Raw genomic sequence first — 26,639 nt, forward strand, 5'->3', positions numbered from 1 at the left:
GCTCACACGAACCCCTCCTCCACCAGGTGACAACCGTTGCGGCTGATGACGTGCCGCTGACCGGAGCCGCCCACGACCCGGATCCAGCTTTCCGCCTCCACGCCTTCCGGAATCGCCTTGAACACGAACCCGCCGTACATCCCGGGGACCGGGTACCAGATCGTGCCAGCCTCATGGACGACGGCGGCCTGCGGGTACCGCAACTTGATTCCGAGCGCCGGGCGCACGCGCGCCTCGATCAGACCCATGAGGTGCCCGTCCAGCACGGAGAACCGAAGGTCACTCGCGGGACCTGGTGACTGCAGTTCTGGTACGAGCTCCTCGTGCCCCCGCTCACGCGCGATACCCGCTGCGTCCAGGCCGTCCGCGGCACGAAGCGTCCGCCACGCACCTCGCCGAACGAGCTCCCTGACGACCTCGACCGAAGCCCCGTGCCACGCGGCCTGGTGCAGCGGCGTGAATCCGGAGTCCCCACCGATCCGCCAGACATTCGGATGGAACATGGCTCCGTCCGAGGGCTGCGTATCCAACGCGGCGAACACGTCACGCCACCGCCCGGCGCGCGCAGCGTCGGCGATCGCGTCGACCCTCGCGAGAAACGGGTCTGCGTACGCCTCACGGTCCATCGACGCATGCCAGTGGAGAGAGTCCATCGCACGAGTCTTTCACCGGTTCACGCTGTCAGGCCCGTGCTCGCTGCCAAGTCTCTGCGACGCCGTTGCGGCCGTGGTTGCGCTCGGCGTCATCCTCACGGCCCGCAGCGACTGCCCTGCGCCGCGGCGCGGGGTCATCGCACCATGCGGATCAAGGCGAAGTTGAGGTCATCCGTGAACCGGGCACCGTCCGGCGTGAAGCCGTGTTTCTCGTAGCACCGTCGGGCACGTGGGTTGGCATCGGCGACCCAAAGTTCGGCGGGCACCGTGGGCGGTAGGATGGTCTCGAGCAAGAGCGCGCCGATCCCGGTCCCGTGACGCTCGCCGAGCACGTAGAGCGCCCAAAGCTCCTCGGACCGGACTGGCGGCGGGACGTTCTTCTTCCTCCGCGTGGGGCCAGCCTTGGCGAAGCCCACCACTTGCTCGTCGACCACGGCGACCGCGAGGTTCCCTGGACCGTCGGACAGCCGTTCGTGCCACCGCTGCGCGCGTCGCTCGACCGTGTCGCTCTCCCAGTGCTCGGCCGGGAGCAAATCGGAGTACGTCTGCACCCAGGAGGTGTGGTGCACGGTGGCGATCGCCTCGGCGTCGTCGAGGACCGCGGGTCGCACCTGGGGCTCGCTCATCGGCTCACGATGGCACCCGATTGCCCGTGCCTGCGAGGCTTTTCGGGAGCGTCCGCCTACGAACTGGTGTGCAGCAGCTGACCAGGGCGTATGTGCCGCACACCGGCAGGTGTGCGGCCTGGTGTGCGCTCCAAGGTGTGCGGAAAGCGTGCGGCCGATCGACACAGTCGCCCTTATGAACCAGAAACCGCGCGCTCCCTTAGCGGTCCCGCTCTGCGCTGTAACCCGGGCACTCCGCACGGCCCACGGTCGCCGGCCTCCGCAACCAATTTCCACGAGTTGGGGGACATCAATGACCCGTGCACCGACCTGCGCAAACGTCATCTCCCCCGGTCGTCGGAGCCGCAGAATTCGCGCTCGGGTGGACGTCACGGGGTACCTCGACAGGTACAGGCGCATGTCACGGTGCACGACATGAACGCCACCGATCTCACGACGCCGACGGTCCCACCGGATCGACCAGCCGGGCCACGGGAATTCGCTTCGCCGGAAGGCCTACGTCAGCTCCTGTTCCGGCTGCGTGATGCAGGTCCGGATGCCTGGGCCACCGACCCGGAGGCCGAGGCTTTGCTCGACCACTGCGCCCACCGGTTCGGCGCGCTGGCCCGTCGCTACCGACAGACCTCGCACGACGCAGCCGTGGCTGCGTTCGAGGTGCTGCGCGCTCCCGCGACTGTGCGTGCCGTCGACCCGTGGGCGGTGGTGACCAGAGCGGTGGAGCTGACCGTGCAGGCGAACGAACGCGCAGACGCCCTGCTGTGCTCCACCGGCAAGGCTCGGCGCCTGATGTCCGGCGGGCACCGCGACGTGGTCCGGTTCGGCGAACGTGACGACGGGGACCGCTCATGGACGGACCACCTCGACACGGTCACTGCTGTTGGACGTCGACCGCCCGATGACTCACCCACCCGCGCGAGCTCGGTGAACGGTGTTGCTCCCGGGGAGGTTCCGGTGGCCGTGGCGAACATCGTCGAGCTGCTCGTCACGCTCGGCTGGCCCCGCTCCGTCGCCACCAACGGCCTGGACTACGTCTGCTGCCGCCTGGCCGAGGCCGGCAACCCTGCCACCGCGTTCGAGTACCTGCGCCGCGACCTGACGCCGCTGACCCTGCTCGACATTCCGCACCGCTCGTGGACGGCTCTGTGCCGCTTGGTTCTGGGACCAGACGACGGCCTCGGTCACGTCACCGGTCTCCTTCGCCGCGTCCTGTCCGGCGAACCGATCTCCACTCTGCTGGCGGATCAGCGGCTCGTGAACCAGATCATCCGCTCAGCGCGTCCAGGACACGGGGCTGCGGTCCCTGCAGCAGATCGACCGATCACGACCAGGATGGTGCGTAATGCCTGACGAAGCCAGCACCCCGGCAGGGGCTCTCACTGTGACTGTCGACTCGATCGTCGTCGGTGCCCGGCACCGCAAGGACGCCGGCGATCTGGATGCGTTGGCCGCATCGATCGACCAGCTCGGGCTACTGCAGCCCGTGACCGTCACACCGGACCGCGTGCTGGTTTGCGGGTGGCGTCGTCTGGAAGCCGTCAAGCGCCTGGGCTGGCAGTCGATCAAGGTCTGGGTGCGCTCCGGGATCTCCGACCCGGTCACAGCTCTGCTGGCCGAGCGCGACGAGAACACCCAACGCAAGGACTACACCCCGTTGGAGAGGGAAGCCCTCTACCGCGAGATCAAGGAGCTACTCCGCCAAGACGCCGCACGTCGCCAGGCCGAGACCCGGTTCGGGGGTGCACGGCGCAACGAGGACAAGAAAATCGGCAAGACAGACGCCGCTGGTGGAGTCCACCGGACCTCACCGGTACGACCCGACAACCCGATGGAGGTCACGCAGGATCACGCTGGGCAGGGCAAGGTCCGCGAGCAGGCGGCGCTGATCGTCACCGGCCGCAAGTCGCAGAACACCCTTGAACGCCTCAGCATGCTCGTCGACCTCACCCAAGACGCTACCCAACCGGACCACATCCGTAGCCTCGCCGCCGAGGCCCTGTCACGGATCGAGGACGGGAACGCGGTCTATCCCGAGTACGAGGCCGTACGGTCAGCTCTGGCCGCAAGTGATCCCGACCAGCAGACCATCGAACCCGTGACCGCCTCCGACGTCCAGGAGCTCCTGGGCACAGTCAGGAAGAACGAGAATCGCCCTCACGCCCCGAGCAACGACAGGGTCGGGGATCGTGAGAACAGTCAGGCCGACAGCACGCGACGTGCTGTCTCAGCTTCCAGCCTGCGGCAGTGGGCCACGATCTGGTCCAGCCTCAAAGGCTGGACCACACAGTACGACCCCACGGTCATCGCCACGAGCGCCTCCGAGACCGACTGGACCACCTTCCGCGAGGTGCTCGCGGAATCGAATGCCTTCGCCCGGCGAGCTCAGGCAGCACGGAAGGCGAACCGGCCGGCACGCGATACCGGTAGCGACCAGACCCTCTTCGATGTGGCTGACTCCGTGTCGGACGAAAACGAGTAACCCTTCTTTGCCGCGCGGCCATCGACGGAGACGGCCGCGTCACCACGTCACGCTAGGAGCGCCCGTCCCACCGGCCGTGAACACTGCCCCGCCATACGGTCGGTACGGTGGCCAGGTGAGCGATCACCCCGACACCGCACCGCCCTCCGAAGCGATGCCGCGGCAACCTTCCGACCTTGCTGAGCTTCGGGAGGCGATGGTCGAGCGCCTCGGACTGCTGCGCAAGTACAAGGGAGCGCTGCACCTCACCCGTGCGGGCGCGACCGCCCGCGACGAGCCAGCGGTGCTCTTCGACCATCGCACCGGAGCGACCCCGCCACAAGAGCGCAGGCGGTTCGTCATCGACGCCGACCTGCTCGTTCTTGCGTACGCGGCTGTCACGCCCGCTGGCGAGCTACCCCTGGACCGGATCGCGGCGCACTTGACCGACCTCAGGTACCAGCACGACGACGGCCGGCCAGCCGCTAGACACGTCCTCCATCAGTACGAGGCGAGGCCAACGTCACGACATCCTCGTCAACATTGCCGGACTGCCAACGGGACATCGAGCGCAGAGTCAGATCAGCGTGGTCTCGGCGGCGCTACCTAACGCAGCCCTGCACCGCTGACACCTGTGGGCAGCCCGGCGTCAGCATCACGCCGGCGACGGGCCTTGGGAGAGCAGTGGAGACTATCGCTGAACACAGCGGCCGCTATAGATCTCCGGTCAGCCCCACATCTCCTTGGATCGCTTTCTTTCGAGCTTTTTCAGTTCCTCGCGGGTGCCTTCCCACCGCTCAGGCGAAAAGCGAGATTCGATATCATGCAGATTATCGCCGACAAACGCCGCGTAGGATTCGTCCATTACTCCGGAGGCCTCTCGCTCACCACGGTATAACCGACGAACGATGTCCACTGAATACCAGTCAGTCAGCCTGTTTGTGTGCACCGGTTGGAAGTCCAGAAGAAGTTGACGACGGTCCGTCTCCAGCCTAATGCGGAGCAGCCCAGACTCAATCACGACTGTCGAGTTACCACCGTTGGACATACTGACCTCCGACCCCGTGATTCGAAATCGCGCCTCGCGCCACAAGTACCCCATGTGCGACACGATGAACTAGAGGATCTGCTCCACCACTTACCCCTTCGGCTTGAGGGCCCACTGATTGACACACTGATAACCGTTGTCCAACAGGTACTCGATCTCCTTCTGCAGGTAAGTCCCTTCCCGAATCTTACCCTTGGGGACCGACAGCAGAATTCGATCCCCAGCGGCGACCCGGTCGCGAAGGAATGCTTCGTTCAGCACCCAGGGGTTTCCACCGCGCCCCTCGATGACATACCACTGGTTGCCGATATCGAAGTAGCTGGCGCCACGCGACTGAGCCTTCTCGATGAAAGGAACGTGGCCCAGCACCGTGTCGCCGCCGTTGGCGATGTTCTGAAGTGGAAGGGTCGTGTACTCGTCTGCCACTCGCGCGGCCGCGCTTGCGTCCGCTCCGATCCGGCCGGTCTTCATGATGCTTCCGGCCACAGGGCCCAGCATGCCGAGCGCGCACCCTTGAGCGGCCGCGGCCCCGACCTGTCCCCATTGAACCTTTCGGCCGGACAGTCGCTGGACCGTGTAGTCGATTCCGCCGTCGATCGCCGCACCGGCGAGGCAGCCGATCAGGAGCGGGTTGTTCCCGGTGGGGTCGGTATACGTGGTTGGTGCGTTGGCTCCGTAGGTGTAGAGGTTGGAGCCACCCGCGAAACCGATGGGGTCCTCGGAGATGAATCGCCCCGTTGCCGGCTGGTAGTAGCGAGAGCGGTGGTATGTGAGCCCGGTACCGTCGTCTTGCCGGCCCTCCTGGTCGTTTCGGCGTGCCCCCTGCGTGCCCCTGCGGGGGGCAATTCGGGGCACCTCACGTCCATAGGTGTCCACGACACCCCGGCACGCGAAGAGGCCCGAACCCGCGGAATTCCGCGGATCCGGGCCTCTGACCAGGCCGGCCGCCCCAGGGCGGCCGAGCGACCAACTAGAAGTTGATCATGTGCCCAGCAATACCGTGCACCGTCTCCTGCACCGACTCCGACAGCGTCGGGTGCGTGTGCACGTTCCGCGCCACCTCGTCAGCCGTCAGGTCCCACTTCTGCGCGAGCGTCAGCTCCGGCAGCAGCTCGGACACGTCCGGCCCGATCATGTGCGCGCCGAGCAGCTCGTTGTACTTCGCATCGGCGACGAGCTTGACGAAGCCCGTCGTGTCGCCGAGGCCGTGCGCCTTACCGTTCGCCATCGTCGGGAACGACGACACCTTGACGTCGTAGCCCTCGTCGCGAGCCTGCTGCTCGGTGAGGCCGAAGGACGCGACCTGCGGGGAGCAGAACGTGGCACGCGGCATCATCCGGTAGTCGCCGAGGGTCTGGGTCTCGGCCCCGGCGATGGTCTCCGACGCGACGACGCCCTGCGCCTCGGCGACGTGCGCCAGCATGAGCTTGGCGGTGACGTCACCGATGGCGTAGATGTGCGGCACGTTGGTGCGCATGTGGTCGTCGATCGCGATGGCGCCGCGCTCGGTGAGCTGCACACCCGTGTTCTCGAGGCCGAACCCGCTGACGTTGGGCGCGAAGCCGACCGCCATGAGGACCTTGTCGACGACGAGCTCGCCGGGCTTGTCGTCCTTGACGCCCTTGTAGGTGACGGTGACCGACGAGCCGTCGTCCTTGACGGTCTGGACGGCGGTCGAGGTCAGCAGGTTGACGCCCAGCTTCTTGTACTGCTTGGCGATCTCCTTGGAGACGTCGGCGTCCTCGTTCGGCAGCGCACGGTCGAGGAACTCGATGATCGTGACGTCCACGCCGTAGTTCTTCAGGACGTAGCCGAACTCCATGCCGATGGCGCCGGCGCCGACGATCGCGATCGACTTGGGCAGCTCGCGCGTGAGGATCTGCTCCTCGTAGGTCACGACGTTCGAGGACAGCTCGACGCCCGGCAGCAGGCGCACCTCGGAGCCGGTCGCGATGATCGCGTTGTCGAAGGTCACGGTCTCGGTGCCGCCCTTGTTCAGGGCCACCTCGATGGTGTTCGCGTCGCGGAACGTGCCGCGGCCGTCGAGCTCCGCGATCTTGTTCTTCTTCATCAGGAAGTGCACGCCCTTGACGCGGCCGCCGGCCACGTCGCGCGAGCGGTCGAACGCCTTGCCGAAGTCGAAGGTGACGTCCCCGGTCATGCCGAAGAGGTCCTTCTGGTGGTTGAAGATGTGGGCCAGCTCGGCGTTGCGGAGCAGAGCCTTGGAAGGGATGCAGCCCACGTTGAGGCAGACACCACCCCAATACTTCTCCTCGATGATCGCAACGGACTTACCGAGCTGGGCAGCGCGGATCGCGGCGACGTAGCCGCCGGGGCCCGCACCGAGGAGTACGACGTCGTAGTGGGAAGCCATGGGACAAGGGTATTAGGGTGCGCGAATCGTGGTGACGTGACATCGGTCTCGTTACCGCTACGGCTTCCGACAGGCCGTCGGCGCAAGCCCTCAGCGCACGCTGTCGACGCCCTTGTTCGCCAGCGCGTCCGCCGCCTCGTTGCCCGGGTCGCCGGCATGGCCCTTGACCCAGACCCAGCGCACCGTGTGCTTGGCGACCTCGGCGTCGAGCTCCTGCCACAGGTCGACGTTCTTCACCGGCTGCTTGCTCGCGGTCTTCCACCCGTTGCGCTTCCAGCCCACGATCCAGGTCTTCATACCGTTCATCACGTACGACGAGTCCACGTGGATGGTGACGTCGCTCGGCTGCTTGAGCGCCCGCAGCGCCTCGACCACGGCTTTGAGCTCCATACGGTTGTTCGTGGTGAGCTTCTCCCCGCCGAACAGCTCCTTGGAGTGCTCCCCCGCCTTCAGGAGCGCACCCCAGCCGCCCAGCCCGGGGTTGCCCTTGCAGGCGCCATCGGTCCACATCTCCACCACGGGTCGCGTCTGCATCACGGCGCAACCCTAGCTTCGCCGGTGGTCAGCGGGGGTACGCGGCACCGTTGAAGGTGACCCGCAGCGAGTACAGCGAGGTGCCCGCCGTGATGTAGAGGTGGTTCCGCTTGTGCCCGCCGAAGGTGAGGTTCGCGGCCGACTCGGGCAGGAGCAGCTTGCCGATCAGGTCGCCGTCGGGAGCGAAGCAGTGCACGCCGTCCCAGGCCGCGGCCCAGATGCGACCCTCGGTGTCGAGGCGCAGCCCGTCGAAGCGGCCGGCGTCGCACGTGGCGTGGATCGTGCCGCCGGTCAGGCGCCCGTCGTCCGTGACGTCGAAGACGCGGATGTGGCTCGGGTCCTGACGGGTGTCGACGACGAACAGCCGCTGCTCGTCCGACGAGAACGCCAGCCCGTTGGGGCGGACGAAGTCGTCCGCGACGACGGTGACCTCCCCGTCGGCAGGGTCGATGCGGAACACGTAGCAGGCGCCGCCGAAGTCGGAGTCGCCCTTGTTGCCCTCGTAGTCCCCAGTGATGCCGTACGTGGGGTCCGTGAACCACACCGAACCGTCCGCGCGCACCACTACGTCGTTCGGGCTGTTCAGGCGCTTGCCGCGATAGCTGTCCGCGAGGACCGTCACCGAGCCGTCGTGCTCGGTGCGCGTCACGCGCCGGCCGCCCTGCTCGCAGGTGACGAGGCGTCCCTGGCGGTCCACGGTGTTCCCGTTGGCGTATCCGGAGCCGTGCCGCAGGACGCCGACAGCGCCCGTCGTCTCGTCGTAGCGCAGCAGCCGGTCGTTCGGGATGTCGCTGAAGACGAGGTACTGCCCGCCCGCGAAGTACGCGGGGCCCTCGGTCTTTCTCGCATCGGAGAAGTGGCGCTTGACGACGTAGTCGCCATCGCATCCGGCGAACCGCTCGTCCAGCGCGACGAACTCGGCAGGAATCGTCTCAGAAGTAGACACGATTCGGAGATTAGTCCGAATGACCGATTCCTGTACAGCCAGTACCGTCGGTATAGTCCCTGCCATGGATGACGTCGACCGGGAGCTCCTGAAGCTGCTGCAGCAGGACGCGGGTATGCCGTACACAGCGCTGGGCAAGGCCGTAGGGCTCTCCGCCGGGGCGGCTCACGACCGGGTGCGCAAGCTCCGGGAACGCGGAGTGATCCGGCGGACGACCATCGAGATCGACCCCAGAGCCGTCGGCCGCGGCGTGCTCGCCTTTGTCATGGTCGACGCGAACGCCTGGATGGGCGACCCGTCCACCCGCGAGGCGCTGGCCCGGATCGCGGAGATCGAGGAGGCGCACATCGTCGCCGGAGCGGCCTCGGTCCTCGTCAAGGTGCGCACCGCGTCCACCGAGGAGCTGCAGCAGGCACTGCGCCAGATCTTCGGCGTCGACGGCGTCACCGGGACCGACGCGATAGTGGTCCTGGAGACGTTCTTCGAGCGCCCCACTCACATCTGAGGGAGTGTCAGAGGCTCGGCGTAGCGTGCTGGGTGACGTCGGACAACCACCTGGGCCACCCGGAGGAACGGTATGAAGTTCGGATTCATCAGCAGCTTCGGCACGATCGACCAGCACATCGCTCTGGCGCGCGAGAGCGAGGAGCACGGTTGGGACGGCTTCTTCACCTGGGACGCGATCAGCCTCGACGGCGAGTGGGCAATGCCGGTCTACGACCCGTTCGCCGTCCTCGCCGCCGCTGCCACGGTGACGGAGCGCATCACGCTCGGCGCGATGGTGTTCGCCGTACCGCGACACCGCCCGTGGGAGCTCGCGCAGCGCGCACTCACCGTGGACCGTCTGTCCGGCGGCCGGCTGGTCCTGCCCGTGGGCGTCGGGGTGGGTGACGACCGCGGCTTCACCTCTGCACCGGGTCAGGCGACGGGCCTGAAGGAGCGGGCAGCGCTGCTGGACGAGACGCTGGCCTGGCTCGAGCAGTCCTGGTCCGGAGAGGGCTTCGAGTTCCACGGGGAACACATCAGCACCGGCCCGTTCCGCTTCCCCGAGCAGCCGGTCAACGGCCGGATCCCGGTGTGGCCGGTCGGCGTCTGGGACGCCGAGCGACCGCCCGCCAAGAACCTGAGGCGCACGCTGCGCTGGGACGGGATCGTCCCGCAGCTGCGCGGCACGGCGGACGATCTGACGACGGAGCACATCACCGGACTGGTCGACTGGCTCACGGCGCACCGGTCGGACGCGACCGAGGGGAATGGCACGGGCGGCGCCCGGAGTGACCGGCCGTTCGAGGTCATCCTGCAGGGCAAGCTCTCGCCCGATCCTGCCGAGGCTGCCGAGCAGGCCCGCGTCATGGCCGACGCGGGCGTCACCTGGTGGATCGACTCGTGGTGGGACCCGGCCACGGTCACGCCGGAGCTGCTCCTGGAGAAGGTGCGCCAGGGCCCGCCGACCATCTAGAACGGCCGTTGGCGAAACGACGTTGGTCGAGCTTGTCGAGACCCGGGTCTCGACGAGCTCGACCAACGGAGCCCGGTCAGACCGGGCGGGCCGCCTCGATCTCGACGGACGGCAGGTGCCGCGCAGGCAGCGTCTTCGGGCGCCACGACGCCCGGGTCGCCTCGAACGCGGTGATCTTGTCCTCCTGCTGCAGGGTGAGCCCGATGTCGTCGAGCCCCTCCATCAGCCGCCACCGCGTGTAGTCGTCGATCTGGAACGGCACGGTGACGTCGTCGGCCGTCGCGGTCTTGGCCTCGAGGTCCACGGTCACCTCGGTGCCCGGCTTGGTCTCGAGGATCTTCCAGAGGATCTCGATGTCCTCGGGCGAGACGACGCCCGCGACGAGGCCCTGCTTGCCCGAGTTGCCGCGGAAGATGTCGGCGAACCGGGAGGACAGCACTACCCGGAAGCCGTAGTCCTTGAGCGCCCAGACGGCGTGCTCACGCGAGGAGCCGGTGCCGAAGTCGGGCCCGGCCACGAGCACGGAGCCCGCCGAGTACGCCTCCTGGTTCAGCACGAACGAGGGGTCGCCCCGCCATGCGGCGAACAGCGCGTCCTCGAACCCGGTGCGCGTGACCCGCTTGAGGTACACGGCGGGGATGATCTGGTCGGTGTCGACATTGCTGCGTCGCAGCGGGACGCCGACGCCGGTGTGGGTGTGGATCTTCTCCATGGTCTGTGCTCCTCTCAGCGCAGCGCGGGCTGGCCGGCAGCGGACCCGCTCGGAGCGGCCCCGATCGCCACGGGAATGGGCAGGTCGACGACGGACTCGCCCAGCGGGGACGCGCCCACGCCGTCGAGCGGCGTGCCGTCGAAAGTGGTGATGTCGACGTCGTACGGCAGGTCGAGGTCACCGACGCTCGACAGGGTGCCCCGGATCGCCGTCGCGGCGGCGACCAGCGGTGAGACCAGGTGGGTGCGCCCGCCCTTGCCCTGCCGCCCCTCGAAGTTGCGGTTCGACGTGGACGCCGACCGCTCCCCCGGTGCGAGCTGGTCCGGGTTCATACCCAGACACATCGAGCAGCCGGCGTTGCGCCACTCGGCGCCGAACTCCTTGAAGATCACGTCGAGGCCCTCGGCCTCGGCCTGCAGCCGCACGCGCGCAGAGGCCGGGACCACCAGGACACGCAGGGAGTCGGCCTTCGTGCGGCCCTTGATGACCTTCGCGACGGACCGCAGGTCCTCGATGCGGCCGTTGGTGCAGGAACCGATGAACACCGTGTCGACAGGGATGTCGCGCAGCGGCGTGCCGCCGGTGAGACCCATGTACTCCAGGGCCTTGGCGGCGGTCTCGCGCTCGCCCTCGTCGGCGATCTCCGCCGGGACGGGTACGGTCGCCGAGAGCGGCAGGCCCTGCCCCGGGTTGGTGCCCCAGGTGACGAACGGCTCGAGGTCGGCCGCTTCGAGCACGACCTCGACGTCGAACTCCGCGTCATCGTCGGACCGCAGGGTCTTCCAGTACTCGACGGCGGCGTCCCAGTCCTCGCCCTCCGGCGCGTGGGGACGGCCCTTGAGGTACTCGAAGGTGGTCTCGTCCGGCGCGATCATGCCGGCGCGGGCACCCGCCTCGATCGACATGTTGCAGACGGTCATGCGAGCTTCCATGGACAGCGCCCGGATGGCCTCGCCGCGGTACTCGAGCACGTAGCCCTGCCCGCCGCCGGTGCCGATCTTGGCGATGATCGCCAGGATGATGTCCTTGGACGTCGTGCCGGCGGGCAGCGTCCCGTTCACCGTGATCGCCATCGTCTTGAACGGCGCCAGCGGGAGCGTCTGCGTGGCGAGCACGTGCTCCACCTCGGACGTGCCGATGCCGAACGCGAGCGCGCCGAACGCGCCGTGCGTCGAGGTGTGCGAGTCGCCGCACACGACGGTGAGGCCGGGCATCGTCAGCCCGAGCTGCGGGCCGACCTGGTGCACGATGCCCTGGTCCGCGTCGCCGAGGCTGTGCAGCCGGACGCCGAACTCCTTGGCGTTGGCGCGCAGCGTGTCGATCTGCGTGCGGCTCGTCAGGTCGGCGATGGGCCGATCGATGTCGAGCGTGGGGGTGTTGTGGTCCTCGGTAGCGATGGTGAGGTCAGGGCGCCTCACCTGCCGTCCGGCGAGCCGCAGCCCCTCGAACGCCTGCGGGCTCGTGACCTCGTGCACCAGGTGCAGGTCGATGTAGAGAAGATCGGGTGAGCCGTCCTCGCCTCGACGCACGAGGTGCGCTTCCCAAACCTTCTCCGCCAGCGTGCCGGCCATTGCGGTTCGCCTCCCTGTAACTACCTCTGTCAGAAACAACTTTGGGCCTCGACTTGCAATCTCACGTTCCGAGACGGCAATATCGCGGTATGGACGATACTAGCGGAGTCGGCGTCTTGGACAAGGCGGCGTCCGTCCTCGGGGCACTCGAGGCCGGACCGGCCACCCTGGCGCAGCTCGTCTCCTCGACCGGTCTGGCCCGCCCGACGGCGCACCGCCTGGCCGTTGCACTCGAGCACCACCGCCTCGTGGCCCGCGACATGCAGGGCCGTTTTGTGCTGGGTCCGCGCCTCAACGAGCTGGCCACGGCCGCCGGCGAGGACCGCCTCCTGGCGGCTGCGAACCCCGTGCTCATCGCGCTGCGGGACCACACAGGCGAAAGTGCCCAACTCTACCGCAGGCAGGGCGATCACCGCGTGTGCGTCGCCGCCGCCGAACGCCCGGTAGGCCTGCGCGACTCCATCCCCGTGGGTGCGACGCTCAGCATGAGCGCCGGCTCCGCGGCGCACGTCCTGCTCGCGTGGGAGGAGCCTGATCGCCTCCACCGCGGCCTGCGTGACGCGACCTTCACGGCAACCATCCTCTCCGGCGTCCGACGCCGCGGGTGGGCACAGTCCGTCTCAGAACGTGAGCTGGGCGTGGCGTCCGTCTCGGCCCCCGTGCGCGGTCCGTCCGGTCGCGTGGTGGCCGCCGTGAGCGTGTCCGGACCCGTGGAGCGCCTCTCCCGGCAGCCCGGCCGGCTGCACTCCGCTGCGGTCGTCGCCGCGGCGAACAAGCTCACCGAGGTGCTGCACCGGTCGGGCGAGTAACCCTCGTTCGCGGAGCCGTCCCCCGCGGAGCCCAGCACTCGCAGGGCTCCGCGGTGCGCACGGCGTGTGCGGCAGGTGAGCGGTCGGTGAGTGTTGGCCCGCCACGCCGAGCCAGGTGATTCCCCAGGTCCCGGTCGTGTCAGTACCCTCTTGAGGGACGTGTGCACACCAGGGCACACACCCCTACGTCGTGAGGAATCTGATGCCACCTAAGGTGAGGCTCATCATCATCTGGGTCGTGGTGATCTTCTTGCTGTACTCGGTCGTCAACGATCCCGAGCGCTCCGCCGACGTCGTGCTTGCCCTCTGGGACGTCATCTGGGGTGCCATCGCGAACATCGGCAGGTTCTTCGAGGAGCTCTTCACCGGGTCGATCGGCCGCTGACCACGTAGGGTCAGCGGCGAGACCCGACCACCGGACCGGGCCGTCGGATCGAACCTGTCGGATCGATCCACCGGCCGTCCGCGTCCCGGCTCGCGCACCGCATCCGACCGCACCCCCGGGGAGACCCGCATGAGCGCAACAGCGGACTTCGTCGTCCCCAACCGCGCCCTGCAGCGGTACATCCTGGCGGACGAGAAGATCATCATCGCCACACACCGGCACTGGTCGATGCTCTGGGAGCCGCTCCTCACGACGGCCGGAGCGTTCGTGCTGGCGCTGACCCTGCTCGTCGCTGTGGACCCCGACGTCCGGAACGACATGGGCTGGGTATGGCTGCCGTTCGTCGTCCTCGGCGGGCGCCTGCTGTACAAGTGGCTGGAGTGGCGGGCCCGCTGGTTCGTCCTGACCGACCGCCGGCTGCTCGTTCTCGACGGCTTCCTCATCCACCGGGTGGCGATGATGCCGACCGAGAAGGTGACCGACCTCGGGTACGAGCGCACCCCGATGGGTCAGCTGCTCGGCTACGGCACCTTCATCTTCGAGACCGCGGGGCAGGACCAGTCCCTCGACCGGGTCACCTGGATACCCCAGCCCGACTCCCGGTACCGGCTCATCATCGCGTCGCTCTTCCACCCGGACGCCGCCGACGCCGAGGCGGCCGCGCAGGCCAACCCGGACATCCGGCCGCAGGCCCCGCCGTCGGCCGAATCGCCGTCCGGCCCGCCGCCGCCCGCACTCATGCCCCGGATCGGACGGCGCATCAACCCGCCGACGCAGCGCATCGAGCTTCCGATCGCCCGGAGCGACGCCGGCCAGGCCGGCGCCGTCCCGGGCAGCACGATCCCGGCCGGTGCTGCCGACGAGGGCGCCACCAAGGACGGCACGCCCCCCGCGAGCGGAGAGCCGATCCGCCCCAGCTGGTCGTCGACGGGCGGCGCGACGGCGCCCGCGACGTCGGGCGGCAGCGCTACCGGCAGCGGCGGCGCGCACCACGGTGGCCACGTGCCCGGTGGGGCCACCGCCGACCCGGACTCCGAGGTGCGGCCCGAGCCGTTCATCGAGGGTGGCAAGGACCCGAAGATCCGCTGAAGGCCCCCAGCCCGATTCGGTAGGGGAACGCTCCCCGCAGACGGCGAAAGGCCCGGTCCGCATGGACCGGGCCTTTCTGCTGTACCCCCAGTGGGATTTGAACCCGCGCTACCGCCGTGAGAGGGCGGCGTCCTAGGCCGCTAGACGATGGGGGCCTGAACGGATCCACCGGCCGAAGCCGACGGACCTGCGTACCCCCAGCGGGATTTGAACCCGCGTTACCGCCGTGAGAGGGCGGCGTCCTAGGCCGCTAGACGATGGGGGCCTGAACTACCGGATACGGACCGGTTTGCCGGTGAGAACCGTAGCGCACCATGAGGCCGACTCGCATCGGCTACGTGTGCGCTGCGCTCTGCGCTGGGGTACCAGGACTCGAACCTAGACTAAGTGAACCAGAATCACTCGTGCTGCCAATTACACCATACCCCATGGGGGTAATGACCTTCTGGATACACCTGTTTCCGACAGGCTTTCCGTGTGGGCCCTACCGCTGGAGAACACTACCTGACCTCGGACGGTGGTCAAAACGGAAAGGGCGTGCTGTCCGTCACGCGTACCGATCCAGGTCCGGCTCAGGGCTGTTCCGGGCCTGTTCGGCGCCGTTCGGGGCCGTAGCCGAGGGCGGCCGGCAGCTCCGCGAGCGTCTCGATCACCAGGACACCCGCCGCGCGCAGGGCGTCCGGGTCCTGCACGTCGCGGAAGCCGCCGTCGGGCGCGGGAGAGCCTCCGTAGCCCGGGCCGCGCCGGTGTCCCACCCGGTCCAGCCAGACGCCCGTCAGGCGCGCCTGGTGGGCCGCCAGCGCGTCCACCGTGGGCTCGTCGCCCACGTACGCCGTCCGGGCCGGGTCGGTGCCCAGCAGCCGCGCCCCCTCGAGGAAGACGCGGGGGTCGGGCTTGCCGAAGCCGAGGGTGTCGACCCCGACCAGCACGGGCAGGTCCGCCAGACCGGCCATCCGCAGCTTGTGCTCCTGCAGCTCGGTGGCGGCGTTCGTCACCACGCCCACCCGGATCCCCGCGGCGACCACCGCGTCCACGGCGGCTCGGGCGTCCTCGTGTGCCGACCACGACTTCTCGAAGGTGCCCCAGAACAGCGCGTCCCAGGCGGGGAAGGAAGCCTCCGTGACGGGCGCGCCGCCGTACGTCTCGTGCAGCAGCGCCGCGCGGAGCCGGCGCTGCGTCACGTGGTCCGTCTCGCCGCGCGTGTAGCTGCTGTAGTAGCCGCCGGGGTCGGTGCGCCAGTGCGCCAGGATCTCCGGCTCCCGCTCGGGCGGGACGTGCGGCAGGTACTCGGCCCGCACGGCCGCGAGCGCCGCCGCGAAGGCCCCCTTGGTGTCGACGAGGGTGTCGTCGACGTCGAACAGGATGCCGTCGATCGTCATGTGGTCTCTCCGTTCGCCGGGCCGGCTTCCGCTGTCCCGGGCGCGGTCTGATGGGGTGCGACGAGATCGGATGCCACAGGGCCGGGCACAACAGGACCAGACGCCGCGTAGGCGAGGGCCCCGGGCCTGGGCAGCATCGGCTCAGGCGGCGCGGGGTCGGTCACCACCAGGTCCGGATCGTGTCGCCGGGCCCACCACAGCAGCACCGCTCCGGTGAGGAGCGTGATGGCGAGGCTCACCGCTCCGTCGAGGGGCGGCACCTCGGTGATCAAGAGCGATTCCTCCAGCCTGTCGTAGGCGATGGCGAGGCCGAACGCCAGCAGGTTGTTCGCCGCGTGCATCGCGACGGCGATCTCCAGGCCGCCGGTACGCCAGACGAGCAGGCTCGCGAGCAGGCCGAACACCAGCCGGTCGGCGAACAGCCACGGGCTCTGCGCGCCGTGCGCCAGCGCGAACAGGAGTGCCGTCACGACGGCGGGTACGACGACGGCGAGCCACCGCCACCGCAGCCAGCTGCCGATCCACTGCGACAGCCAGCCGCGGAAGAAGTACTCCTCGCCCGCGGACTGCAGCGGCGTGGTCAGCAGGATCACTATCGAGAGCGCGATCCAGCCGGATGCCGGGGTGAGCGGCCACGGACCGGTCTCGTCGGTGCTCGAACCGGCGCCGGCGTCCTCGCCGCCGGCGGGAAAGCCGAGCTGCGTCAGGAGGAGGTCAGCGCCCACGCTGAGCGGCACCAGGAGCAGCAGCGCGAGGCCCAGCCCGCCGAGCAGAAGGCGCCAGCGCACGCGTCCCAGCACCGACGACACCAGGCCCGGGCGGCCGGCCTGCGCCCAGGTCGCCGCCAGCGCGAGCGGGATGCCGAGGGCGAGGCCGAGGTTGGTGACGAGCATGCCCGTCGGCGAGACGAGGAAGGCGTCCGACGCCGGGTCCGGCAGCTCCGCGCCCATCGACTCGGCGATGACGAAGGCGAGCACGAAGAGCAGCAGCGCCCCGGTCACCACGGCGAGGCCGGCAATGATGACCCCCAGCCCGATCAGGGGCCGCCACCACCGGTGCTTCGGCCCGCGCAGGGCCTGCGGGTACTCACGCGGCGCGGGAGTCATCTCCGTCGAGCTGGTCGGCGTCGGCGGCACCGGCTCAGCCGGGGTCGTCCCCGGCGAGGTCGGCGCTGTCGAGTTCTGTACGGCGGCAGGCGGCATGGCGTCGGTCACGCCCGCCACCGTACAGAACTCGTTCGGCACTCACCCCGCGACCTCACTCCGCGGCGGCGGGCACCTCTCCCGGAGCCTGGGCCGCGAGCTCGGCCAGGCGGGCCTGCGCCGCGTCGATCCGGGTGAGCGTCCGCTCCCGGCCGAGCACCTCGAGCGACTCGAACAGCGGCAGACCGATCCGGCGGCCCGTCACCGCCACGCGCACCGGGGCCTGCGCCTTGCCGAGCTTCATGCCGTGCGCCTCCCCCGCCGTCGTGACGGTGTCCTTGAGCACCTCGGCCTCCCAGGCCACGTCCGCGAACGCGACGCGGACGTCGGCGAGCAGCTCGGCGGCGCCCGCCTTCATCGCCTTGTTCCACGAGTCCTCGTCGATGACCGGCTCGTCGAGGAACAGGAAGTCGACGTTGTTCGTGATCTCGGACAGCAGGGCCACCCGGGAGTGGGCGAGCGGCGCGACGGCGTCGAACACCTTGCTGTCGAACTGCTCCTCGCTCCACGGGGCGCGGGGTGCGTGCAGCCAGGGGCCGCAGGCCTCGGTGAACTCGGGCACGCTCAGGGCGCGGATGTACTCGCCGTTGAACGCCGTGAGCTTCTTGATGTCGAAGAACGCCGACGAGGAGTTGATGTCCTCGACGCGGAACCGGCGCACGAGCTCCTCGAACGGGAGGATCTCCTCGTCGTTGCCCGGCGCCCAGCCGAGCAGCATCAGGTAGTTGACCATCGCGTCGGGCAGGACGCCCTCGGCGAGGTAGTCCTCGAGCGCCACCTTGTCGCGGCGCTTGGAGAGCTTCTGCCGCTTCTCGTTGACGATCACGGGCATGTGCGCCCACTGCGGCGGGGTCTGGCCCAGGGCCTCCCACAGCAGCTGCTGCTTGGGCGTGTTGGGCAGGTGCTCCTCGGCGCGCATGACGAGGGTGATGTTCTCGTCGATGTCGTCCACGACGTTGGCCAGCAGGAAGACCGGCGAGCCGTTGCCCCGCGCGATGACGAAGTCCTCGAGGTTCTTGTTCGGGAACGTCGGGGTGCCGCGGATGAGGTCGACGACCTTCGTCTCGCCGTCGGCGGGCGTGCGGAAGCGCAGCGCGCGGCCCTCGGCGTACTCCAGGCCGCGGGCGCTGCAGAAGCCGTCGTAGCCGGTCTGCTGGTTGCCGGTGCGCGCCATGACGGCGTCGCGCGTGCAGTCGCAGTAGTACGCCTTGCCCTCGGCGAAGAGCCGCTGGGCGGCGTCCTTCTGGATGCCGGCGTTCGCCGACTGGAAGTACGGACCCTCGAACGCCGGGTCCTCCTTGCGGATGCCCAGGGCCTCCATGGCCGACAGGATGCCGTCCACCCACTCGGGCTGGTTCCGCGAGGCGTCCGTGTCCTCGATGCGCAGCACGAACGTGCCGCCCTGCTGCTTCGCCACTGCCCAGTTGAACAGCGCGGAGCGGGCGCCGCCCACGTGGAACATGCCGGTCGGGGAGGGCGCGAAGCGGACGCGGACGGGCGCGTTCGCCGCCGGGTCGGTCGAGGTGTCGGTTACTGAAGTCACGGGCCCCAGCCTACGGCGCCGCGTCCCCGGGCAGCGTCCCCTGGGAGTGGCCGAGGTCGTCCGGCGCGGCGACGGGGTGTCCAGGGACTCCGGCACCTTTCGGTTGTGGCCGAAATTCATCCACGGACGACGGCGCCCATGCCAAATTTCATCCCGGCGCCGGCCCACCGGCCGGCTGCCGAGACGACGAGAAGGAGACCATCATGTCTGGATCGACGGCCTCATCGCGGGTATCCCGGCTCCGGCCGGTGGTGGCCGCGGCCGCTGCGCTGCTGATGACCCTCACCGGGGCGACCGCCGCAACGACGTCCGCCGCTGCCTCGTCAGAGGGAGCCACGAAGACGGTGATCCACACGGCGCCCGCGGCGCCGGCTTCGGTCACCGGCGCAACGGGTGGCGCGGAGTTCGGCGTCACCGCGGTGCCCTCGATCTCGCCGTCCACGCGGGTCACCTACGTCCCGGCCGGAAGCGACTACCCGTGCAACACCGGCGAGCTCTGCGCCCTGGCCTGGGACTCCAGCCGCAACGCGTTCGCGGTGTTCCATCTGTACAACTGCGCCCGGTACAGCCTGTCCGGATGGACCGGGCAGGGCTTCTACGCCAACCAGCAGACGAGGGGGACGGTCGCCCGGTTCTACGACCAGGCCGGTGGGACGCTCTGGACCTCGACCGCGCCGGCGGGGAACCAGGGCGCCAGCTGGGACCCGGTGTGGTCCATCCGCAACTGCTGACGTACCGCTGACCGGAACGTACCGCGGACCGCGACGTGCGGTGGCCGAGGACCCGGCCACCGCATGTCACGGGTCAGCGGCTCACAAGAGGAACCTGCCGGGCACGGAGCGAAGCAGACCCTAGGCGGCGGGAGTGAGGGTGCTGTCCCCCGCCGTCCGGCTGCGCCGACCGGTGATCAGGAGGCCGACGGCGAACGTCAGCCAGGTGGGGATCTGCACGCCGGCGGCCGTCAGGAGCGCCGACATGTTGAACCCCGGGTCGCCGGGCTGCATGGACGCGGCGATGCCCGCGTAGATGATCAGCACGACGGCGAGGGCCAGGCCGAACGCCAGGCCGAGGGCGGCCCAGGCGCTCCGCACCCTTACGAGGCGGACCAGACCGATCGCGACGAGGATCACCGCGAGCACCGTCGCGGTCGCCAGGAGCGCGATCAGGAGGCCGAGGCCGATCTCCAGCAGGCCGAACTGACCGCTGCCCGCGAAGACGTAGAGAACCAGGAACACCACGGCGCCGACGACGACCGCCACCGGGGACAGCAGGAGGAACCGCCGCATGATCGCCATGGCTCATGGTGACGGAAGCGCGCCGGAAGATCCACGATTTCCGCCGCCTCGTACCGACGCTTCACCCCACCGCGCCCGCGACAGGACCACCAGCTCGGCCAGCTCGGGGTCGGGCAGCGCGTCGACGTCCCACCAGCGCACGTCCAGCGACTCGTCCGAGACGACGGGCTCCGCGCCCGGCTCGGCCACCGCGAGGAACCGCACGTCCAGGTGATGTACCGGACGTGCGGCGTCCCCGGTGCCGGGGCGGCAGAACGGCACCACGTGCTCGTCCAGGTGCACCGGCACCGGATCCAGCGACAGCGCCATCAGCCCCGACTCCTCGCGCGCCTCCCGTTCGGCGGCTCCGGCCAGCGTCCGGTCCGCGGCCTCCAGGTGCCCGCCGAACTGGAACCACCGTTTCGCCTTGCCGTGCAGGGTCAGCAGCACGCGCGCGCCGTCGTGCGAGAGCACGAGCGTGGAGGCCGTGAGGTGGTCGGGCACGCAGCCACGGAACACGCCGGATTCCATGCCCGCCGAAGGACCGTGCACGTCGAGGTGCCGCACATACCGCGCCCTGAGCCGCTCCTGCTCCGCCGTCGGCCCGGTCCAGGCACGCAGCACCCGGGACGCGTCGTCGTGCAGCGACGCGCCGTGGTCCGACGTCACGTCAGCGACGCCGCATCACCGGGTTGGCCAGGACGCCCAGGCCCTCGACCTCGCACTCGACGCGGTCGCCGTGGTCGATCCGCCCGACACCCGCGGGTGTCCCGGTCAGGATGACGTCGCCGGGCAGCAGGGTCATGGCCTCGGAGATGTACGACACGAGGAACGGCACGTCGAACACCATGTCCCGGGTGCGGCCGTCCTGGCGCGGCTCGCCGTTGACGCGCGAGCGCACGCCGACGTCCTCCGGGTTCAGGTCGGTGTCGATCCACGGGCCCAGCGGGCACGAGGTGTCGAAGCCCTTGGCGCGCGCCCACTGCCCGTCGGTGCGCTGCGCGTCACGTGCGGTGACGTCGTTCGCGACCGTGTAGCCGAGGATGTACGACGACGCCCTCTCCGGCGTGACGTCCTTGCAGACCTTGGAGATGACGACGGCCAGCTCGGCCTCGTACGAGACCTCCTGCGTGAAGTCCGGCAGCACGATCGGGTCGTCCGGACCGACCACCGACGTGTTCGGCTTGAAGAACAGCAGCGGGCTGGACGGGACCTCGCCGCCCATCTCCTTGGCGTGGTCGACGTAGTTCTTGCCCACGGCCACCACCTTGGAGCGCGGGATCACCGGGGCGAGCAGCCGGACGCCGTCGCCCAGCTCGACGCGCTCGCCGGTCGGCATCGCCGGCATGTACAGGGGGTCGCCACCCAGGACGGCGAGGAAGGTCTTGTCGCCCTCCTGCTGCACGAGGGCGAAGCGGGGGTCGTCTCCGTTGGTGAATCTAGCTATACGCACGGGGCCAGCGTAAGCCTGCCCCGCGGACCCGGGCGCTCGGGGTCCGTTCAGGGTCGGCCAAGGGCTCCGACCCAGGTCATCCCCGATGCCGCGGGCCCTGGCCGGTCCATAGCGTGTCGGACGGACGGTCCGGCAGGTCGAGACACCGGGCCCTGACGAGGAGCGAGCATGAGGAACTATCGGGCCGGGGTGCGGCGGCGCACAGCTCTGCGGGCGGCCTGGGCGGTGGCGGCGATGACGGCCCTCGTGGCGACGGCGCCGGCGGCAGGAGCGGCACCCGCCGCGAGTGCCGCCGCGGGCACCGCCGTCGCGAACGACGCCGCCGACGACGTCGCGGCCCAGGTCGACGGCTACCTGGCCGAGTACATACGCGTCCACCGCGCGCCGGGCGTGGCCCTCGTGACGCTCGCCGACGGCGACGTGCGCGTACGGGTGCACGGCGTGACCGGCGACGGCGACCCGGTCGGCGAGGACACCCCGATGCGGATCGGCTCGATGAGCAAGGCGTTCACCGCGCTGGCCGTGCTGCAGCAGGCGGACGCCGGGCGGTTCGACCTCGACGACCCGGTCGCGGAGGTGCTCCCGGAGTTCCGCATGGCCGACGACCGCTACCGGCAGATCACGGTGGAGGACCTCCTGGACCACCGCTCGGGCCTGGCCGTGACGGCGCTGGAGTACTCGTCCGACCCGGCCTCCGCGCCCGCGACGACCGTCGTACGCCTGGCCGACGAGGACCTGGCCGCCGACCCGGGCACCACCGCGATGTACAGCAACGCGGGCTACACGGTGCTGGCCCGGCTCGTCGAGCACACCTCGGGCATGGGCTTCGGCGAGTACCTGGAGCAGCGGGTCTTCGCGCCGCTCGGCATGGACTCCAGCACGGCGACCGAGCTGTGCGACGCGCCCTCGCCCGGCCTCGCCCGGGGGTTCTCAGGGCTCGGCCCGCTGCTGGTGGCGGTACCGGAGCTGCCCCAGGGCTGCGCCGGGAACGGCGGCATCGTCTCCACGGCTCGGGACATGACGTCCTGGCTGCGGTTCCAGGTAGGGGACGGCGCGTCGCCGTCGGGCGAGCGCCTGCTGGACGCCGAGACCTTCCGCGCCTTCCACGACGTGCCGGCCGACGCCGCGGAGTACGGCTACGGCTGGCACCGGACCACCACGGAGGACGAGACCGCGCCGCTGATCGGGCACGGCGGCACGCTCGCGACCTTCGCCTCCGGGATCGAGTTCTCCCCGGTCACGGGGACGGGCGCCGTGGTGCTCAGCAACGCCGCCGGGGAACCCATGGCGCTGACGCACAACGCCGTCGTGGCGGTGGACGGCGGTACGCCGCGGTCGACGTCCAACCCGTTCGACCCGTTCAACGCCGTCGTCCTCGGGATCGCGGCGCTCGTGCTGCTGGCCGGGGTGGTCGTCGTCGTGCGATCGAGGACGTGGGCGGTGCGCCGCGCCGCCGGTGCACCGCGCTGGCGCGTGCTGCGACTGGTCCCGCTCGCGGTGCTCACCGTGCTCGGCGCCTTGCTGCCCTGGCTCGGCGCCCAGCTCATGGGCCTGGCCGAACCCGTGGCGGCCTACCGCGTGGTGCTCTGGCTGTACCCGGCGGTGGTGCTGCTCGGCCTGGCGATCTTCCTGGCCGCCGGCGGTGGGCTCACCGCGCGGCTGGTCCGGCTCCGGACCGCGACAGCCCAGAAGGCGACGGTCAGGCGCGCGCCAGCACCTCACCGTTGAGCACCGCGAACCAGCCGTCCGGGGCCGCGGCCCACTCCCGCCAGCCCTGGGCGAGCTGCTCCAGCGCGACGTCGTCCGCGAGCGCCGAGTCCTTGGCCTGCACCGCGAAGTTCGACTGGGTGCAGCGTTCGGCCCACAGGCCGCCCCACCAGGTGCGGTCGTCGGGGGTGGCGTAGCACCAGACGCTGGCGCCGGGTTCGATGGTGGCGGGGTCGAATCCGGCGTCGCGCACCCAGGAGGCGAGGCGGCGTCCGGCGTCCGGCTCGAACCCGTAGGTGTGGGTGACCTCGTGGTAGAGCATGTTCCACTCGGTGAGCTCGGGGGACTCCGGGAACCAGGTCATGGCCTCGTAGTCGGCGTCGCGTACCGCGACGAACCCGCCGGGCTTGGCGACGCGCTTCATCTCGCGCAGCGCGGCGACCGGGTCGGACAGGTGCTGCAGGAGCTGGTGCGCGAAGACGACGTCGAACGAGCCGTCCTCGAACGGCAGCTCGTACGCGTTGGCGTGCTCGAAGCTGATGTTCTTGGTGCCGTGCGCGTCGGCGAGGCCGCGGGCGGACTCGAGCACGTCGTCGGAGGCGTCCACGCCGACGACGCTGCCCTGCGTCAGCCGCTCGGCCAGGTCGACCGTGACCGTGCCGGGGCCGCAGCCGACGTCGAGCAGCGTCATGTCGGAGAGCAGGTGCGGGAGCAGGAACGCGGCGGAGTTCGCCGCCGTCCGGCGCCGGTGGGAGCGCAGCACGGACTCGTGGTGCCCGTGCGTGTACGACTCGGACTCCTTGGTCAGGTCCGTGCCGGCGACCGGGCTGTCCTGGCCGCCGGCCAGCCGCGACAGGCTGCTGGGGGCGTCGACCGCGTCGATGGGGTCGGTTCCCGCGGGCTGAGTCCGGTGTCGGGACGTGTCGCTGTGGGAGGTATCGCTGCGAGCGATGTCGTGCTCGTTGGCGCTGCCAGTCATGGCCGCACTGTATGTGCGCCGGGCGGTGGGGCACATCTGCGTTCTCATCCCTCGGACGGCCCGTCCCGAGGCCCCGCGGCTTTTCGACGGTATTCGGCCCGACGGCGTGGCCCGCGCGCGTCAGCGCCTCCGTCACGCAAGGATGCCCGCATGCCGACGTCTGACCAGCCCTCCGCCACGCGGTCCGCGGTGTCCCGCGGACCGTTCCGGGGCGCCCTCGACCGGATGAGCCGCAACCTGCTCGGCGGTCCCGGCCGGGTGCCCGGGGCCGACATCGCCCGCGGGATCGCCGTGCTCGGGATGTTCACGGCGCACATGGGCGTCACCTCCGACGACATCAGCACGCTGGAGGGCTGGCTGAGCCTGGCGCACGGCCGCTCGTCGATCCTGTTCGCCACCGTGGCCGGGCTGTCCCTGGCGCTGTTCACGGGCGGCGACAAGCCGTTCACGGGCGAGCTGATGCGCACCGCGCGGGCCCGGATCCTGGTGCGGGCCGTGCTGCTGCTGGCGCTGGTCGCGGCGCTCGACCTGCTCGGCCCGCACGTGCTGCTCATCCTCGGTTTCTACGCCGCCTACTTCGTGCTGGCGCTGCCGTTCCTGCGCATGTCGCCGGCACGGCTCGCCACGATGGCGGTGATCATCGCGGTGGTCGGGCCGTTCCTCGCGTACTACGGGCCGGAGGCCCTGGCGCGGGCGGGCCTGCGCGCGCCGCACGACGGTTCGGGCGCCGCCACCGACTTCCTCCTCACCGGCCACTACCCGGCGGTGGTCTGGATGGCGTACGTGTTCGCCGGCCTCGCGGTGGGGCGCTGCGACCTGCGGTCGCCGGCGCTGCGCCTGGGTCTGGTCGCCGGCGGGTTCGGGCTCGCCGCCGTCAGCTCGCTCGTCTCGTCCACCCTGGTGGCCGGTGCGGGAGGCGCCGATGCCATCGAGCAGGAGTTCATGAGGACCGCGTTCGAGTACGCGTCGTCGACGCCGCCCACGTTGTCCGACCCCTGGCCGCCCCTGGCGGGCCTGTACCTGGAAGGGCCGCACGACGACACGATGTTCGAGGCCCTGGGCTCCGGGGGCTTCGCGCTCGGCGTGCTCGGCCTGTGCCTGCTCGTCGGAGCGCAGGCCCGCACAGGCGCCGACGGCGATCGGGTGCGGCAGGTCGGGCGACGGGTGGCGCTCGTGGTGACCGCCCCGCTGGCCGCCGTCGGCGCCATGGCGCTGACGGTCTACTCCGCGCAGGTCGTCGTCATCTGGTGGTGGGGCCTCACCGGCGTGGACCTGCTCGTCTACCCGGACAACGGGCCGCTCGGCGTGATGGTGCTCTGCGCGCTGGCCGGGGCGACACTGTGGCGGGCGCTGTTCGGGCGCGGCCCGCTGGAGCGGGTGTTCACGGGGATCGCACGGAAGACGTTCCCGACGCCGGTCCGTGCGCCGGACACCACGCCGGACACCGCGCCCGACGCAGCGCCGGACGCACCGACGTCAGCCCCCGCTCAGAACGCCACCTGACCGACGATCGTCGTGACGGTGTCGCCGCCGACCCACACCTCGCCGTCCGGCAGCTTGTCGACGTGGACGCGGCCCTCGCGGCCCAGCGCCGTCCCCTGCGACGCGATGTAGGACGTCGGCAGCACGTCACCGGCGAGCCACTGCCCCAGGCCGGCGTTGAGGCTGCCGGTCACCGGGTCCTCCGCCACGCCGATCCCCGGCACGAACGCGCGCACCTCGACGGCGGGCTCACCGGTCGCGTACTCCCCCACCACTCCGATGCCGAGCTCGCCGACGACGCCGACCTTCAGGTCCCCCATCACCGCGAGGTCGGGCTCCAGCGCGAGCACGGCGTCCGCGTCCTGCAGCTGGACCGCCACCCAGCCGGGCCCGTTGTCGACCCAGGCCGAGCGGACGACGTCGGACACGTCGATGCGCAGCGACCGGGCGATCTGCGCGAGGTCGGCGTCGTCGACCGCGCCCGAGCGGATCAGGGGCGGGGCCGCGAACGCCAGGCGGTGCCCGTCGCCGACGGGGTCGCGCCGCAGCCGCACCAGGCCGACGCCGCACTCCTGGACCACGCCCTCACCGGAGGGCTCGCCGCCGGCCTCCAGCCAGGCGTGCGCCGTGCCGAGCGTCGGGTGCCCGGCGAAGGGCAGCTCGCCGCCCGGGGTCCAGATCCGCACGCGGTAGTCGGCCCCGCCGTCGCGCCCGGCGCCGGTCGGCGTGAGCAGGAACGTGGTCTCCGACAGGTTGGTCCAGCGGGCGAAGGCGGCCATCTGGTCGTCGGTGAGCCCGTCGGCGTCGTGCACGACGGCGACGGGGTTGCCGCCGGTCGCGGTCGGGGAGAACACATTGACCTGCCGAAACGAGAGCCTCATGGAGCCCACGCTACCCACCGGCACGTGTCAGACGTACAGGTCAGCGGAGTGACCTGTACGTCTGACACGTGCGCCGGG

General features: G+C 70.2%; 28 protein-coding genes and 3 tRNA genes. 11 read left to right on the forward strand and 20 right to left on the reverse strand.

What is annotated here, in order from left to right; all coding sequences use genetic code 11:
- Positions 1 to 2 precede the first annotated feature (2 nt).
- Positions 3 to 653 (reverse strand): hypothetical protein, encoded by a 651-nt coding sequence (locus ACFO6V_RS28245; protein ID WP_377142534.1) that lies wholly within the window; start codon positions 651 to 653, stop codon positions 3 to 5.
- 134 nt (positions 654 to 787) lie between these two features.
- The gene (locus ACFO6V_RS28250; protein WP_377142536.1) at positions 788 to 1,279 is read right to left on the reverse strand and encodes a GNAT family N-acetyltransferase; all 492 of its coding nucleotides are present in this window, start codon (positions 1,277 to 1,279) and stop codon (positions 788 to 790) included.
- Between the two features lie 123 nt (positions 1,280 to 1,402).
- Between ACFO6V_RS28250 and ACFO6V_RS28255 the strand changes: the two genes are divergently transcribed.
- The 3 genes from ACFO6V_RS28255 to ACFO6V_RS28265 all read left to right on the forward strand — a co-directional run bounded on the left by ACFO6V_RS28255 (position 1,403) and on the right by ACFO6V_RS28265 (position 4,344).
- Positions 1,403 to 2,626: a hypothetical protein gene (locus ACFO6V_RS28255; RefSeq protein ID WP_377142538.1), complete on the forward strand. Its 1,224-nt coding sequence runs from the start codon at positions 1,403 to 1,405 to the stop codon at positions 2,624 to 2,626.
- Positions 2,619 to 3,755, forward strand: coding sequence for a ParB N-terminal domain-containing protein (locus tag ACFO6V_RS28260; RefSeq protein WP_377142540.1), 1,137 nt, complete (start codon positions 2,619 to 2,621; stop codon positions 3,753 to 3,755). The genes ACFO6V_RS28255 and ACFO6V_RS28260 overlap by 8 nt, the downstream gene beginning before the upstream one ends.
- Positions 3,756 to 3,870: 115 nt before the next feature.
- Entirely contained in the window at positions 3,871 to 4,344 is a 474-nt protein-coding gene (locus tag ACFO6V_RS28265) for a hypothetical protein (protein WP_377142542.1), read from the forward strand.
- Between the two features lie 117 nt (positions 4,345 to 4,461).
- On the opposite strand, the gene ACFO6V_RS28270 is transcribed toward ACFO6V_RS28265, so the two are convergent.
- The 5 genes from ACFO6V_RS28270 to ACFO6V_RS28290 form a co-directional block, all read right to left on the reverse strand.
- Entirely contained in the window at positions 4,462 to 4,599 is a 138-nt protein-coding gene (locus ACFO6V_RS28270) for a hypothetical protein (protein WP_377142544.1), read from the reverse strand.
- Positions 4,600 to 4,872: 273 nt separating this feature from the next.
- Positions 4,873 to 5,658 (reverse strand): RHS repeat-associated core domain-containing protein, encoded by a 786-nt coding sequence (locus ACFO6V_RS28275; protein WP_377142546.1) that lies wholly within the window; start codon positions 5,656 to 5,658, stop codon positions 4,873 to 4,875.
- Positions 5,659 to 5,752: 94 nt separating this feature from the next.
- On the reverse strand, positions 5,753 to 7,156 hold the full coding sequence (gene lpdA, locus ACFO6V_RS28280; protein ID WP_377142548.1) for a dihydrolipoyl dehydrogenase: 1,404 nt from the start codon (positions 7,154 to 7,156) through the stop codon (positions 5,753 to 5,755).
- A gap of 90 nt (positions 7,157 to 7,246) precedes the next feature.
- Complete coding sequence (gene rnhA, locus ACFO6V_RS28285) at positions 7,247 to 7,690, reverse strand: ribonuclease HI (protein ID WP_377142721.1); 444 nt, start codon at positions 7,688 to 7,690, stop codon at positions 7,247 to 7,249.
- A 28-nt stretch (positions 7,691 to 7,718) separates the two neighbouring features.
- A complete protein-coding gene (locus ACFO6V_RS28290; RefSeq protein WP_377142550.1) occupies positions 7,719 to 8,636 on the reverse strand; it encodes an SMP-30/gluconolactonase/LRE family protein in 918 nt (305 codons plus the stop codon).
- Positions 8,637 to 8,700: 64 nt separating this feature from the next.
- Here ACFO6V_RS28290 and ACFO6V_RS28295 point away from each other — a divergent pair, with 64 nt between their 5' ends.
- Positions 8,701 to 9,141: an Lrp/AsnC family transcriptional regulator gene (locus ACFO6V_RS28295; RefSeq protein ID WP_377142552.1), complete on the forward strand. Its 441-nt coding sequence runs from the start codon at positions 8,701 to 8,703 to the stop codon at positions 9,139 to 9,141.
- A gap of 72 nt (positions 9,142 to 9,213) precedes the next feature.
- Complete coding sequence (locus ACFO6V_RS28300; RefSeq protein ID WP_377142554.1) at positions 9,214 to 10,095, forward strand: LLM class flavin-dependent oxidoreductase; 882 nt, start codon at positions 9,214 to 9,216, stop codon at positions 10,093 to 10,095.
- Between the two features lie 76 nt (positions 10,096 to 10,171).
- Here ACFO6V_RS28300 and leuD read toward each other — a convergent pair whose 3' ends face one another.
- Positions 10,172 to 10,807: a 3-isopropylmalate dehydratase small subunit gene (gene leuD / locus ACFO6V_RS28305; protein WP_357510914.1), complete on the reverse strand. Its 636-nt coding sequence runs from the start codon at positions 10,805 to 10,807 to the stop codon at positions 10,172 to 10,174.
- 14 nt (positions 10,808 to 10,821) lie between these two features.
- Positions 10,822 to 12,378, reverse strand: coding sequence for a 3-isopropylmalate dehydratase large subunit (gene leuC, locus ACFO6V_RS28310; RefSeq protein ID WP_377142556.1), 1,557 nt, complete (start codon positions 12,376 to 12,378; stop codon positions 10,822 to 10,824).
- Positions 12,379 to 12,467: 89 nt separating this feature from the next.
- Between leuC and ACFO6V_RS28315 the strand changes: the two genes are divergently transcribed.
- The 3 genes from ACFO6V_RS28315 (at position 12,468) to ACFO6V_RS28325 (ending at position 14,661) form a co-directional block, all read left to right on the forward strand.
- Positions 12,468 to 13,187 (forward strand): IclR family transcriptional regulator, encoded by a 720-nt coding sequence (locus ACFO6V_RS28315; RefSeq protein ID WP_026365378.1) that lies wholly within the window; start codon positions 12,468 to 12,470, stop codon positions 13,185 to 13,187.
- A gap of 202 nt (positions 13,188 to 13,389) precedes the next feature.
- Positions 13,390 to 13,572, forward strand: coding sequence for a hypothetical protein (locus tag ACFO6V_RS28320; RefSeq protein WP_377142558.1), 183 nt, complete (start codon positions 13,390 to 13,392; stop codon positions 13,570 to 13,572).
- A 129-nt stretch (positions 13,573 to 13,701) separates the two neighbouring features.
- Positions 13,702 to 14,661, forward strand: coding sequence for a PH domain-containing protein (locus tag ACFO6V_RS28325; RefSeq protein WP_377142560.1), 960 nt, complete (start codon positions 13,702 to 13,704; stop codon positions 14,659 to 14,661).
- A gap of 82 nt (positions 14,662 to 14,743) precedes the next feature.
- On the opposite strand, the gene ACFO6V_RS28330 is transcribed toward ACFO6V_RS28325, so the two are convergent.
- The 6 genes from ACFO6V_RS28330 to gltX all read right to left on the reverse strand — a co-directional run bounded on the left by ACFO6V_RS28330 (position 14,744) and on the right by gltX (position 18,785).
- A tRNA-Glu gene (locus tag ACFO6V_RS28330) sits at positions 14,744 to 14,816 on the reverse strand.
- A gap of 37 nt (positions 14,817 to 14,853) precedes the next feature.
- Positions 14,854 to 14,926, reverse strand: a tRNA-Glu gene (locus tag ACFO6V_RS28335).
- A 92-nt stretch (positions 14,927 to 15,018) separates the two neighbouring features.
- Positions 15,019 to 15,090, reverse strand: a tRNA-Gln gene (locus tag ACFO6V_RS28340).
- A 143-nt stretch (positions 15,091 to 15,233) separates the two neighbouring features.
- Entirely contained in the window at positions 15,234 to 16,040 is an 807-nt protein-coding gene (locus ACFO6V_RS28345) for an HAD family hydrolase (protein ID WP_377142562.1), read from the reverse strand.
- Positions 16,037 to 17,254, reverse strand: coding sequence for a CPBP family intramembrane glutamic endopeptidase (locus ACFO6V_RS28350; RefSeq protein WP_377142564.1), 1,218 nt, complete (start codon positions 17,252 to 17,254; stop codon positions 16,037 to 16,039). Before ACFO6V_RS28350 ends, ACFO6V_RS28345 begins: the two co-directional genes overlap by 4 nt.
- A gap of 43 nt (positions 17,255 to 17,297) precedes the next feature.
- Entirely contained in the window at positions 17,298 to 18,785 is a 1,488-nt protein-coding gene (gene gltX, locus ACFO6V_RS28355; protein WP_377142566.1) for a glutamate--tRNA ligase, read from the reverse strand.
- A gap of 203 nt (positions 18,786 to 18,988) precedes the next feature.
- Here gltX and ACFO6V_RS28360 point away from each other — a divergent pair, with 203 nt between their 5' ends.
- Entirely contained in the window at positions 18,989 to 19,516 is a 528-nt protein-coding gene (locus tag ACFO6V_RS28360) for a hypothetical protein (protein WP_377142568.1), read from the forward strand.
- Between the two features lie 120 nt (positions 19,517 to 19,636).
- Here ACFO6V_RS28360 and ACFO6V_RS28365 read toward each other — a convergent pair whose 3' ends face one another.
- The 3 genes from ACFO6V_RS28365 to ACFO6V_RS28375 are packed head-to-tail and all read right to left on the reverse strand — an operon-like array spanning position 19,637 to position 21,512.
- Positions 19,637 to 20,080 (reverse strand): hypothetical protein, encoded by a 444-nt coding sequence (locus ACFO6V_RS28365; RefSeq protein WP_377142570.1) that lies wholly within the window; start codon positions 20,078 to 20,080, stop codon positions 19,637 to 19,639.
- Between the two features lie 3 nt (positions 20,081 to 20,083).
- Entirely contained in the window at positions 20,084 to 20,728 is a 645-nt protein-coding gene (locus ACFO6V_RS28370; RefSeq protein WP_377142572.1) for an NUDIX hydrolase, read from the reverse strand.
- A gap of 1 nt (position 20,729) precedes the next feature.
- On the reverse strand, positions 20,730 to 21,512 hold the full coding sequence (locus ACFO6V_RS28375) for a fumarylacetoacetate hydrolase family protein (protein ID WP_377142574.1): 783 nt from the start codon (positions 21,510 to 21,512) through the stop codon (positions 20,730 to 20,732).
- A gap of 168 nt (positions 21,513 to 21,680) precedes the next feature.
- On the opposite strand from ACFO6V_RS28375, the gene ACFO6V_RS28380 reads away from it, so the two are divergent.
- Positions 21,681 to 23,240: a serine hydrolase domain-containing protein gene (locus ACFO6V_RS28380; RefSeq protein WP_377142576.1), complete on the forward strand. Its 1,560-nt coding sequence runs from the start codon at positions 21,681 to 21,683 to the stop codon at positions 23,238 to 23,240.
- Here the strand turns inward: ACFO6V_RS28380 and ACFO6V_RS28385 are convergent.
- Positions 23,212 to 24,198, reverse strand: coding sequence for a class I SAM-dependent methyltransferase (locus tag ACFO6V_RS28385; protein ID WP_377142578.1), 987 nt, complete (start codon positions 24,196 to 24,198; stop codon positions 23,212 to 23,214). The two genes, ACFO6V_RS28380 and ACFO6V_RS28385, sit on opposite strands and share 29 nt — an antisense overlap.
- 150 nt (positions 24,199 to 24,348) lie before the next feature.
- On the opposite strand from ACFO6V_RS28385, the gene ACFO6V_RS28390 reads away from it, so the two are divergent.
- Positions 24,349 to 25,701, forward strand: coding sequence for a heparan-alpha-glucosaminide N-acetyltransferase domain-containing protein (locus tag ACFO6V_RS28390; protein ID WP_377142580.1), 1,353 nt, complete (start codon positions 24,349 to 24,351; stop codon positions 25,699 to 25,701).
- On the opposite strand, the gene ACFO6V_RS28395 is transcribed toward ACFO6V_RS28390, so the two are convergent.
- Positions 25,686 to 26,561 carry a PhzF family phenazine biosynthesis protein gene (locus tag ACFO6V_RS28395; protein WP_377142582.1) on the reverse strand — a complete coding sequence of 292 codons (876 nt, stop codon included), beginning with the start codon at positions 26,559 to 26,561 and terminating at the stop codon, positions 25,686 to 25,688. The genes ACFO6V_RS28390 and ACFO6V_RS28395 overlap by 16 nt on opposite strands.
- Between the last annotated feature and the right edge of the window lie 78 nt (positions 26,562 to 26,639).

Source organism: Promicromonospora alba, assembly GCF_042654905.1.
Classification (GTDB): Bacteria; Actinomycetota; Actinomycetes; order Actinomycetales; family Cellulomonadaceae; genus Promicromonospora; species Promicromonospora alba.